Here is a 13,071-nt window from a genome sequence, read left to right as displayed (position 1 = left end):
TTATTTGATATAAAAAAGACAGTAATTATAAAAAATCTATTAAATATCAAATTTTAGAATAATACTTAATTAAACATGAATCTTCTAAAATTTTCATTATTTAATATATATGCTTCTTTTAAATTCAATAATCATAAAAATTCTAAATTAATTAATAAAACTAGATATATAATTAGAATTAGCTATTAAATTAGATTTAATATAATATTATCATACATTAATAAAACCCCCTTATATATTAATATATAATTACTATTTATTTTGTAAATCGTTATTAATAAAAATATTTATTTTAAACTAGTTTCTAGTAAAAAATATAATTGATATTAGAATTATAACTATTAATTCCAATTAAAAATATCTTTAATAAAAAAGTCAAAATTATTTTCTATATTTAATATAAAGTCTAGAATTTATAAAAAAACTCATCTAAATAATAGTAAAAAAGAAATTATATAATAATATAAAATATGAATTGTTAAAAATGTTAAATTCAAAATAAAATTATTTTAAATTTTAAAAATAAATGATTTAAAAAAATAAATCCTAAATATCTATTAAATTTAAAAAATAAGATATTTTAGAAGAATGAACTCTTAAAAAGTATTAAATTTAAAAATAATTGATTTAAGAAGAATAAACTATTAACTAATACTAAATTTAAAAATAATATAATTTAGAAAAATAAATTTCTAAATAAATAGCTTTAAAACAAACTAAAATATAAATTAAAAATTAATTAAGTCTTATTGAAATATAGTAATTTTTTAAAAAACTTTCTTAAAATTTGATTCCCAATATAAACACTGTTCTAGATTTTTATAAAAAATAATCATCAACAGATCATTAATTGTTTAATATTTTTTCTAAAATACTTATAACCTCATCTGAAGAATCTTTACATGATTTGGTAAGTGAAATTTCACCAAGATCCATATTCTCAGGTTGAATTCCAATAAACAAAATATTATATGGTTTTTTAAGTTCTAAATATTTAACAAGATAAGATAATGACATTGAATGAGTAGATATACTTACACTAGATACTTCCTCTTTTTTAACAAGTCTTATTGTTCCTGGTTTTTCATCCATAATTACTGCATCAACAATTAATACATGACTTGGATCAATAGATCTTATTTTACCTGTAAAGTTTTCAGGTACTGTTTTTGCATTTATAATTTCAATATTATCATTATTTATTTTCTTATCTAATTTATTAACAATATATTGACCTAATCCATCATCTCCACGAATATCATTACCAATACCTAATATTACAAGTTTTTTACAATCTTTTAAAAATTCTTTTAAACCTTCTTCAATCATAACTACTCACCACTATTAAAATCATAATCATTAATTATTAATATAATAGCTTAATACTTCATAATATAAATCAAAACAAATTTTAAAATAAAAAACATTATTTTAATAAAATTAATTTATTAATTCAGTTTCTATACTTTCAATACCTCCACCCATAGTATATTTTAATCTAAGTTTAACAGTATCACCAGATTCTACATTAGTTCTTTCACATGGTATAAAAAGTGGTGGATTAAACATTGGTGTTGGACCACATATAATATTATCAGTAATTAATGTAACAGTTGTAATTTTAATTCCATTAAAAACTGAATCTTTATTAATTTTAAACTCTAAAATCTGATTAAAATTTTCATCAATATAATCTTCAAGATTAACACTACTATATCTAATTTCCTCTCCAATTATTTCATAATTAAAATGAGAATCAGGATCTTCCCATGAAATATTATTTACATCTGTTGATATAGGTTCTGCAAAATTAACAACTTCTTTTGGTATTACAGTACAATCATCTTCCATAAATTTTCTAAAATGATTTAATACTGGTACTTCTTCTTCATCAATTAATGCTGTATCTAACATTTCACATATAACTAAATTAGCTTTTTCAAGTCCTTCTAAATCAAGTATATCCGCTTCAAGAATTAAAGCATTATCAAATTCTTTAAGATTTTCACCTGCATATTTAGCTATTTTATAATTTTTCTCAAAACCCACTACAGAACTAAAATATAATGAGGCAAAATATGATAAAATACCACTTCCACAACCTAAATCATAAACAACTTTATTTATTAAATTATCCTCATCTTTTTTAATCTTATACTCACATATACCATTTTTTATAGCATAATCAGAGATAGCCTCATAAAAAGCAGATAAACGTTCTGTATCTTTAATTAAATGACTATGATAAGTAGTAGTTCTAAATTCCATAATAAATATTTTTAGTTAATATAATTTAAAATATTTACTATCATTTTAAATAAAAGATTAATAAATTTTTTTAAAAAATGTAAAAATAAACAATAAAACCAGTAAAAACAGATATTATTAAATTACAATGATTTTTAACTGTATAAGTTGTAATTAAAAAAAACTTCAACAAAGCCAGAATAACTTAAAAAAACCTAATCAAATAATAAAAAAATAAATGCTTTGTTGAAATCTTTCTAATTTTTTAAAAAATTCTTAAATTTAACTTTTAAGTATTAGTACTGTTTAAAATATTATAAAAAATAGGATTTCAACAGACTTAAAATAAAAATAAAAAAAATAAATCAAAAAAAAACTTAATCAACAAATAATAAAAAAAATAAAAATAAAAAAAATATAATCAACAAATAATAAAAAAATAAAAATAAAAAAAATATAATCAACAAATAATAAAAAAATAAAAATAAAAAAAATAAATTAAAATATTTAATCCTTAGATAATTCTAATTTTTTATTTATATCTCTTGCTTGAAGAGAATAATAAAAGTAAAAACCAAACCAGAATAGTGCAGCAAACATACTAGCTATTAAAACCCAAGTAATTATTGGACCAATTCCTAAGTTAATTGGCATCCATTTTAAATAAATTGCAATTACAAATAATACCCCCATACCAATTACCATTTGAAAGATAATTTGAAATGGAAATGCAATTTCATCTTTTTCATAGATTAATCCAGTTAAAGAAAATGCCCATCCAACAACAATAGATCCAAAGAAAGCATTTATTATTTCTGAACCAGTAAACATTATCTTTTCAGGACCTACAGAAAATGATATTAAAACCATAACAAACATTACCATAAAACAACCTATAAATGCCCCAATTCCTAATCTTTTAATTAAATCACTTTTCATATTACCACCTAAATTAAAAAATAATAAAATTATAAATCTAAAGCTCTTTTAAAATCTGCTAAATATTTCCTTGAAATATTATCTTTTAAATCATTTTTTAATTCAATAAACATCATTCCTCTTAATGATGGAGCTACTCTTTTAACTTTTCTTAAATTAACAATTGTAGATTTTGATATACGAATAAAATCAGAGTTTAAAACTTCTTCAATCTGATATAAAGGTTTCTTAATAAAGTATTCTTCAGTATCTGAATAAACCTTTGTTTGTTTATTTTCAACTTTAATCATGAAAATATCTTCAAAATCCAAGAGAACAATATCTTTCCCTTTTTTAACTGCTAAAATTGAATTATTTTCATCATCTTCACATATACCTTCATTTTCCAAAATATACATAGCCTTTTGAATCTTAGGAGTTAAAGAATCTGAATGGATTTCAGTATAAGGCTCTTTGATATCTCTTGAAATAAATAAATCAACTTTCATAAAATCTATCCAATAAATTTTCACTTTTAATAATATATATTATTTCATTTATACTTAAAATATTAAAATCTCATACTTTTATACATAAAATATTGAAATTAATGATTATAAATGAAATTATTTTTTTAAATTTTCTATTTCCTTTTTTATCATATTTTCTCTGTATTTTCCATCAGTAAAAATGAATGTTTTAATGAAATGAGATACTAATCCAACTCCCCAGAATAAAGTTATCCAGTAAAACCACCATTCACTTTTTGAAAAAAGAATATTAATAACAAAAAGAATTGCATTTACTACAATAAAACTGTATAGGTGATTATAAAATCCTATTTTTTCATCTACTCTTTTTTCTGCCCTACTATATAAATTCTCATCAAACATAAAAACACCTGAGTTTTAATTGAAATTTTTTTAAATTCTTTCTAAAATCATAATGGAATTCCATTTATTTTTAGATAATAATACTTAGTTAATTATTATATTAATGAATAATTATACTAATTAACAAGATGCAAAAAACTTATACTAAAATGCAAATAGTAATGATAAAAATAAACTAAAATACAATATAATATTAAATATTTTAAATTAGTAAAAATAAAAGAACATAACAAAATGAATATTATTAAATTTAAATTAATAAAAACAAAAAACATGACGAAAATGAATATTACTAAATTTAAATTAATAAAAACAAAAAACATAATTAAAAAGAATATTATTAAAAATATAAAAATATTTTAGATTAGTAAAAAGTAGAAAAAAGATTTCTAAATAATAAAAAGAATTTAAAACTAAATAAATATAAAATATTAAAATTTAATTAAAATGATGAATATAAAAAAATTATGATGTTACTCACCATAATAAACATCATAATTAATATCATAAAAAGTATAATTGGGAATTAAATTTCCCAATTCTTACTTATATTTTTATATTCATATCATATAAAAAGCTTCCTAAAAAAATAAATTTATTAATTGGAGGTAAATTATGATACAATACAAAAAAATTTATTAATATTACTTATTATACAATTAATAATCTCAGTAATAAGCTCAAACAACATCATATCAAATAACACAAATAATGTTGTCTTTAATAATATTAATAATAATAATATTAAAACAATGAAAAAGGATGTGTAATATTATGAAAAATACTGCAATACAATTAAGTAAAACTTTTGCAGAAGAGTTAAAAATAGCTAAAGGTGAATATACTTATGAAGAATACTTAAAACAGTTAATCCCAGGATACCTTGAAGATATTAAAAATCACCATGAACCTACTGCATTCACAGTAAATAATTATAATACTGATGGAGAAATTATTGAAACAATACCTGTATCTTGGAGTAAATTAAAAAGTGTATCTGATGGGGCAGAATGGAATAATGATTCTGAAGCATTTGCATACACTACTGCAAAAAAGATACTTGAAACTGATAACACAATACTTGTATTATTCAAACAGATAATAGATAATGAAGTAGCGGATAAAGAGGTAGAATCATTTAACTATTTCTCATAAAATTAATATTATTTTATTCTTTTAATAATTTTCATACTATTTTTCATAATTATTATAAAGATATTAAATTTAATCTTAGAATTTTTCTTATTAATAAATTTTCAATAAAATACTCCTATAAAAAAATATTTTATATTTACTTAATTTAAATTCAATAATTACAATAAATTCATTATTAAATACAAAATAGACTAAAATTAAGCACTATTTTAAAAAAAATACATAATCCATTATTAAACACAAATTAACTAAAAAAATTAAGTATTAATTTAAAAATAATATATAATCTCTCATTTAATAATTGTAAAATAAGATTTATATTAAAATTAAGTCAAATAAATCATTTTATAAAAATTTAAATAATATACTTAAAATAATTTAAAAACTATTTCTAAAAATTAGTGAGTTTTAAAAGCTTAATAAATTTAAGAGTCATCTTAAATAAATATATTAAAAAATTAAAAAAATAAATAAGAGGTTAAACCTCTTTTTTAAAAAAATTAATTTTGATTCCTTCTATAAATAACAACAATACATAAAATGATAATAACTATAACAAACAATAAGATTGGTAATCCTGTTTTAGGTAAATTATAATTATTAATTTCTTCATTAATATTATGATTAGAACTACCTAAATTATTTGATTTATTAGTTAAATTATTATTTAATTTCTTACTTGATTTATTATCAGATTTATTATTAAAATCATTATATACATAAACATTTGTATTTATTGTTGTATTTAATCCCTCATCAGTACTTATATTGTATAAAATAGGATAATTACCAGTTTTTACTGCTTTATAGACAATGATTAATTTTAGATTATCTTTAGGATTTAAAATACCATGATATGTCCATATATTTTTACCATTAACTTTTGAATAAGTCCAATTATCCCCAATAAATGAATCATATTTTAATCCTATAGGATCTATACTTACAATACTAATATTATGTAAAACTGCAGAACCATTATTATAAATATTAATAGTTATTGGAGTTTTATTATAAAGTAATACAGTAGAATTTGTAATATTTACAGTATAATCTTCTTCTAAAACTTCAACACTTGCATTTGCAGTTTTATTTTTAATTTCATCAGTATTTGCTATAATATAATTTATAAAATTACCTGTAAAATTTGTATTAAAATAAACTAAAAGATTTACTTTTTCATTTGGATCTAATCTTTCATTATATGTCCAGACTAATTTACCATCTGAATTAATTGATTTTGTCCAAGATGAATTAAAAATACTTTTATCAAAAATTAATCCACTAAACTCATCTTCAACAATACTTAAATTATATAGATAATCATTACCAGTATTATTAATAGTGATGTTAAATACTGCGTCATTACCTTTTAAAACTGTTTTATTAATTGGAGTCATATTTACAGTGAAATTATAGAAAATATTAATGTATCTATATTTAAATGCCATAATATTTTTATAATTAGCATTACCTCCAGTGAAACTAGGATTAATAACCATAAATGTACCATTTTCTAAAGGATAATAAACATTATCATAATATACGATTTTTTTATTTGAATCATATAAACTTAATACATCTTTTACAATAGGATTATCACTATTTTTATAATCTTCATCTGTAAATATATAAGTTATATTTTGAAGGTTAATATTAGAATTAGCATATTTTAAAACTAATAATTTAATATAAGCACTAACATCTTCACCTGTTAATTGATTATGAATCCAATTTGTATCATTAACTAAATATACTTCACTAGGTTGATCTAATGTCTTTTGTGTAAATAATCCATATAAACCATTACCTAAATCAATTAAACCTGTAGTAGAGTTAATATTATTAGAATCAACTAAAACTCTAGTTGAATTTGGTTTTGATATATATGAAATATTATTAGTATTCAAATTATTTAATACATAAACTAAAATATTGTTTAAAGCATTATTATTAGTAAAAGTATTATTGTTTATTGTTGCATTAATTGAATATACAAGACCATAAGTTTTAGCAGTATTATTAATTAAGTTATTTGAATTAAAAGTGAGATTATTACAATCAACTACAGCACCATCATAAGCATTGTTAGATATGAATGTTGAATTTCTAATATTTCCATTAAATGTAAATACAGCACCACCATTAATTCCAGTATCATTAATAAAACTTAAATTATTTATATTAGAATTTAAAGCATATACTCCACCACCAATTCTAGTACTAGAATTAGATATTAAAGAGTTATTTCCTGTAAAATTTATAGTATTAATAGCTCCACCAGCATTTACTGTAGAAGAGTTAATAATAGTTGAATTAGTTAAAAAAACATTATATCTAGCATTAATAGCTCCACCAGTATTTGTAGAACTTGAATTTAAAATATTTATATTATTTCCTATAACAAAATTATTACTATTAATAGCTCCACCTCTACCTAAATTACCAGTACCATAAGTATGGGCATTTGAAATGTTAATGTTATTTAAAGTAGCATTTACAGCATTAATTGCTCCACCACAATCATAAGATTTTGTATTGTAAATAAATAAATTATCTCCAATTAAATCTTTAGTATAAACTGCTCCACCATATCTTTGTGAGGTAGAATTAGTAATAATTGTATTATTTAAATATATTTTAATACCCGCATTAATTGCTCCACCACTATCATGATTCTTTGTATTATAAATAACTAGATTATTACCTATAAAATAATTATTAGCAACAATGTTACCAACATCTAGATATTTATCTAATATAGAAAATGAATTAGTAATATTAACATTAATAAGAGATATATTACCCCAAGACCAAATAGATCCTCCTTTTGTATTAGCACCAGAATTTATAAAATTCAAATTACTACCATTAATACTTTTAACAGCACAAATAGCACCACCTTCATTACCATAAGTATTAGTAAAGTTTGAATTATTTAAAAATATATAATTACCATATATAGCACCACCATCACGATTTGAACTTACATTAATAAAATTCAAATTACTACCATTAAAATAACCTTTAGCATATACTGCTCCACCATAACTATTAGAATGTGAATTAGTAAAATTAGAGTTATTTAAAGTTACATCTTTTGAGGTAGATATTGCTCCACCTCTAAAATAACTTGTATTTACAAAATTTAAATAATCTCCAATAAAAGTACCAATACCTACTAAACCTTTTAAATTATATAAATTTAAACCAATTAAAGTTAAATTATTATCATCAAATGATATAAAACTATTATTTTGACAATCAATAGTAACTTTTTGATTATTTAAAGCTTTTAATGTTATATTACCTACATTTTTAAATTTAATATTTTTAATAAAATAAGTTCCATCAGTAAAAACAACTTCATTCCTTAATTTATTATTAATAAGATTTTCTGCTTGAGACCAATTAGAAGGATCATCTTTACTTAAACCATTTCCTGTACCATTAGGACTAATATATATTATTTTTGAATCATTAACTCTATTTGAATTATTAGAAGAATCACTATTCAAATTATTAGAATTAGAATCATTAATAAAATTAGTATATACATTATTAATATTATTAGAAGATTTTAAATTATCTCCTTGACTAATATTATCTGCTGCAAATACAGAATTAACACATAAAAATAAGATTAAAACTAATAATACAATAATAAAAAACTTATTAAGTTTCAACATATCCCCCTGTTTCTTCTTAATATATTAGCATAATATAAAATATTAAACTAATACAATAATAATTAAATTAAATATATTATATAAAATTATTGAATTAAAATTTAAAAAAAGAATAAACCTAAAAAAAAATTAAAATATTGAATAAGTAAAATTCTTAAAAAAATGAGTCTCTTAAAATTTATTTTTTATAAAAATTTAAATAATAGAAAAATTAGTGAAAAAATTATAAAAGGATTACAATAATTTTAATGATAATCCAAATTGTAATCCAAATAATAACAAGTATTAAATAAGAGGATTATTTTCCTCTTACTAATACTTGTTACTATATTTTCACTATTATATAAAAATTACTATAAAATAAAATATTCCAAAAAAGAAATCATAAAAAAGAATATAAAAAATAGGTAAAGGTGAGGTATAATGGTTGATTATAAATATATACTAATGATATTATGTATTATACAAATCTTATTAAATATATGCCTTGTAATTACAAATAAGGAAGATTTAACAATAGGATTAACAGAAATAATAATCTCAATAATAATCATAATATTAACAATACAACAAATAAATAGGTAAGAAAAAATTTTTCTTAACCATTTAAAAAAAATAATATTAAAATCTATTTTTTATAAAAATTTAAACAATAATTAATGCTTGAAAATCAATTTTAAGAAAATTATAGGTCTGTTAAAATCTATTTTTTATAAAAATTTAAACAATAATTAATACTTAAAAATCAATTTTAAGAAAATTTATTCTAAAAATTTTAAGGATTTCAACAAAGCCAAAAAATAAAAAGACAATAATTTAAAAAAAACATTTATTTATTTAAAATTAATTCAGGATCTTGGAAATATTTTTCAATATTCTCATAGAATAATTTAAAATGATATCCAAATATAAATATATGACTTGCTGTTAATGAAACAGGAATTTTACCATTTACTAATTTTCCCCAAGATATAATAGGCATTATTTGATTAGGAGAAACAATCATATTAGTCATAGAATCAAAATCAATCCATGGAATACATGATAAATTAGCAATAGGTTCTTCATCCCTTAATAAAAAATCTAAATCATATTGATATTTATCAATATTAACTTTTTTCTTTTGAATATTATCATTCCAAGATTTAATTGAATCGTAATTAGATAAAGGTTCAATTTCTAGCTCTTTTATTGAATTATCCTTCTGTAAAATAGGAGTTATTCCATTAATTTTTTCAAACTCATAAATCTCATTATCAATTATTCTTCTTTTAAATTCAGGTATATCATTTAATCCTTCTAAAATACATGCTAAACTTAAATTAAAAAAAGATAAATTGTTTTTCTTAGAATAATCATATGTTTTTTCTACACCTACTCTTACTGTCATTGAATATCTTGAAGTTAAAACATCTTTATAAGGCAAGTCATCAATGTTAATATCTAATTTTTTCTTATTGTATTCCATAAAAATCTCTCTTAATTAATTAATCAACTACATAAACCAATATTTTATAAAAATACAGATTATTCAATTATAAATTTTATTAATTTAATTAATATCCAATAAATTACTCAATTATTATTAGTTTAATTAATATTATATAATTATTTATTAAATAAAAAAACAGCAATAACATAAATTTAAATGATACATATTATTTATATCTTAGCTATTACATAATTAAAAAACAATATTATAAATTAGATTTTAAAAATTATATAAAATTTTAATCTTTAAAATAAACTTTCTTAGATTGAATTTTAAATTACTAAACTTTTAGAAATTTTTTTATAAAAAATACTTATCAATATAATTAAAATTTTAAAAAATAATCAAATTACTTTAATTTTAATAATTTAGAAAAAATACTTTATTGAAATTTAAGAATAAATAGATTTTAAAAGTTTAAAATTTCAAAATAATTCAAATTTTTTACAATTGGAATAAAATATAGTTATAAACTTTACAATAATAAAATGTAGTTATAAACTAAATATTCAAGAGAAATCTTATCTAATTAATAATATATTTATAAAATAACTCTATAAGGTGTTTAAAATTATCTTCTCAATTTTTTATTATATTTTCCTAGGAATACTTGGAATAATAGTTGGATTAGCATCAGGACTACTTGGAATTGGTGGAGGATTTTTAATGGTTCCTCTACAATACTTTGCATTAAGTTATGCTGGAGTAAATCCAGACATAGGATTTAAAGTAGCACTTGGAACAAGTCTTGCATGTATTATACCAACTGCATTATCTGGAGCATATATTCATAATAAGAAATCAAATATTAATATTCTTAAACCAGGAATAGTATTTGGTATATTTGGAGCAATAGGTGGATTTATTGGTGGAAAAGTAGCAGTACTTTTACCTTCAAGAGTACTTGAATTAGCAATTGGTATTATACTTATTTTAATTGCAATAAATGTATTTATTGAAAGAGATAATAGTAAAAAAGAACCTAAACTAAAACTAAATTTTACATATGGTGCAATATTCGGAATATTTATTGGTTTCTGTGCAGGATTGTTTGGTATTGGAGGAGGAGTTATTTTAATGCCAATACTTATGAGTTTATTTGGATTCTCATTAATTGAAGCAATTGCAACTTCTACAATATTTATACCATTTACATCAATTGGTGGAACAATATCATATATAATTAGTGGATTAAATATGAAAGTTTTACCATACTCTATTGGTTATGTAAATTTAATAAACTTCTTTATTATAATATTGTTTTCAATCCCAATGGCAAGGTTTGGAGCAAAAATTGCATATAAAATTGATGAAAAAAAATTAAAAATTATATATGCTGCTGTTCTAATAATAATTAGTTTTAAATTACTTGGAATAATTCCAATTTAAATTAATTTTTTAAGTCTACTAAATCTTATTTTTTATAATAATTTAAACATTATTTAATACTTGAAAATTAAATTTAAAAATTTTTTAAAAAAATTAAAAAGATTTCAACAAGCTCTAAAAATAAATAAAAATTAAATCATTAAATAAGAAATCTATTGAAAGATTAATTTTTATAAGAATTTAAGACTAGAAAAATCATTAATAAAAATAATGATTATTATTTAATAAAATATTATCTATAATAAGATTATATAATATTTTAAAATTTTAATCTTACCATCTTAAATAAAAACCATTGTACTTAGTACCATTTAATATATATTCAATTATCTGTTTTACTTGTAAATCGATGATTTCTAAATATGTTAAATTTTTATCCATATATTTTATTCTTGAATTTAATTTATCTAAGATTTTAGAAACAATTAATTTTCTTTTATCTAATTTAATAGTATTATTTCTATTATCAAGATCAGATGATCCAATTTGTTTTGTATTTAATAAAGAAAAAACTACTTTATCAACGATTTGTTGTCTAAATTCTTCAATAACATCAAATATTAAACTATTTCTTTTATCCCTATCAAAATGTAAAAAACCACAAAAAGAATCTAAACCATTTAAAACTAAAATTTTAGCAACTTCACTAGCAAGTATTGCATAAGCATAATTTAACATAGCATTTGTAATATCTGTAGGATGTCTATTAATTCTTTTTTTAAAGCCTAAATTAGAAGGCAATAATTTGCTTATACTAGACCAATATTCTGTTGAAGCTTTACCTTCAATACCCATGATTTTTAACTTAGAATTTTCAACATTAATATTTGGACCAAAACGCATATTTTTTAATTGATTTAAATATTCATCAATTTTAATAATACTGTCTTTAACATGATCTAAATTTTTATTTTTATTTAAAGTCCTGATACATGCTTTTTGATTTAATAATTTAGCAGATATAATTTCACGTGCTAAATACAAACCATTATAATCATCACTTAATTTATATTGTCTTTTCTTAATAAAAATATTAGTTTCATTAGGATATTCTAACAAATAATCAATATTGCCAAAATAATCAATAGAAATTACTGGAATATTATTTTTTGAAATTAATCTTAATGCATCAAATGTAATTAAACCTTTACCTACAATAGTAATATCATCAATCTTATTAATATTAACTTTATCAATTTCTATTTCTTTCTCCATAATCAACAATTGATTATCTCTTTTATGTATTGATTTATTATATCCTTCAATTATTATTTTCATATAAAATCTC

The 13,071-nt window shown here is 19.7% G+C and carries 11 protein-coding genes; 3 read left to right on the top strand and 8 right to left on the bottom strand.

The features are described from left to right. Positions 1-846: 846 nt before the first annotated feature. The 5 genes from hycI to T523_RS07560 all read right to left on the bottom strand — a co-directional run bounded on the left by hycI (position 847) and on the right by T523_RS07560 (position 4,058). Positions 847-1,329 (bottom strand): hydrogenase maturation peptidase HycI, encoded by a 483-nt coding sequence (gene hycI, locus T523_RS07580; RefSeq protein WP_052334693.1) that lies wholly within the window; start codon positions 1,327-1,329, stop codon positions 847-849. 111 nt (positions 1,330-1,440) lie between these two features. Next, entirely contained in the window at positions 1,441-2,268 is an 828-nt protein-coding gene (locus T523_RS07575) for a methyltransferase domain-containing protein (protein WP_042708359.1), read from the bottom strand. Between the two features lie 486 nt (positions 2,269-2,754). After that, positions 2,755-3,186 (bottom strand): DUF3021 domain-containing protein, encoded by a 432-nt coding sequence (locus T523_RS07570; RefSeq protein ID WP_042708358.1) that lies wholly within the window; start codon positions 3,184-3,186, stop codon positions 2,755-2,757. Positions 3,187-3,215: 29 nt separating this feature from the next. Beyond that, a complete protein-coding gene (locus T523_RS07565; RefSeq protein WP_042708357.1) occupies positions 3,216-3,674 on the bottom strand; it encodes a LytTR family DNA-binding domain-containing protein in 459 nt (152 codons plus the stop codon). Between the two features lie 117 nt (positions 3,675-3,791). Beyond that, entirely contained in the window at positions 3,792-4,058 is a 267-nt protein-coding gene (locus T523_RS07560; protein WP_042708356.1) for a 2TM domain-containing protein, read from the bottom strand. 774 nt (positions 4,059-4,832) lie between these two features. On the opposite strand from T523_RS07560, the gene T523_RS07555 reads away from it, so the two are divergent. Continuing rightward, complete coding sequence (locus T523_RS07555) at positions 4,833-5,213, top strand: hypothetical protein (RefSeq protein WP_042708355.1); 381 nt, start codon at positions 4,833-4,835, stop codon at positions 5,211-5,213. A gap of 500 nt (positions 5,214-5,713) precedes the next feature. On the opposite strand, the gene T523_RS07550 is transcribed toward T523_RS07555, so the two are convergent. Continuing rightward, entirely contained in the window at positions 5,714-8,899 is a 3,186-nt protein-coding gene (locus T523_RS07550; protein WP_042708354.1) for a hypothetical protein, read from the bottom strand. Positions 8,900-9,325: 426 nt separating this feature from the next. Between T523_RS07550 and T523_RS09180 the strand changes: the two genes are divergently transcribed. Continuing rightward, a complete protein-coding gene (locus tag T523_RS09180) occupies positions 9,326-9,487 on the top strand; it encodes a hypothetical protein (protein WP_198016041.1) in 162 nt (53 codons plus the stop codon). 244 nt (positions 9,488-9,731) lie between these two features. Here the strand turns inward: T523_RS09180 and T523_RS07545 are convergent, their stop codons facing one another. Continuing rightward, positions 9,732-10,370: a CatA-like O-acetyltransferase gene (locus T523_RS07545; RefSeq protein ID WP_042708353.1), complete on the bottom strand. Its 639-nt coding sequence runs from the start codon at positions 10,368-10,370 to the stop codon at positions 9,732-9,734. 585 nt (positions 10,371-10,955) lie between these two features. Here T523_RS07545 and T523_RS07540 point away from each other — a divergent pair. Continuing rightward, positions 10,956-11,783, top strand: a complete 828-nt coding sequence (locus tag T523_RS07540; protein WP_232229052.1) for a sulfite exporter TauE/SafE family protein — start codon at positions 10,956-10,958, stop codon at positions 11,781-11,783. A 273-nt stretch (positions 11,784-12,056) separates the two neighbouring features. On the opposite strand, the gene cas1 is transcribed toward T523_RS07540, so the two are convergent. Further along, on the bottom strand, positions 12,057-13,061 hold the full coding sequence (gene cas1, locus T523_RS07535; protein ID WP_016358667.1) for a CRISPR-associated endonuclease Cas1: 1,005 nt from the start codon (positions 13,059-13,061) through the stop codon (positions 12,057-12,059). Between the last annotated feature and the right edge of the window lie 10 nt (positions 13,062-13,071).

Source organism: Methanobrevibacter wolinii SH (assembly GCF_000621965.1).
Lineage (GTDB): Archaea > Methanobacteriota > Methanobacteria > Methanobacteriales > Methanobacteriaceae > Methanarmilla > Methanarmilla wolinii.
Note: the sequence above shows the minus strand (reverse complement) of the source record. Positions and strands in the feature narration are given on the sequence as shown.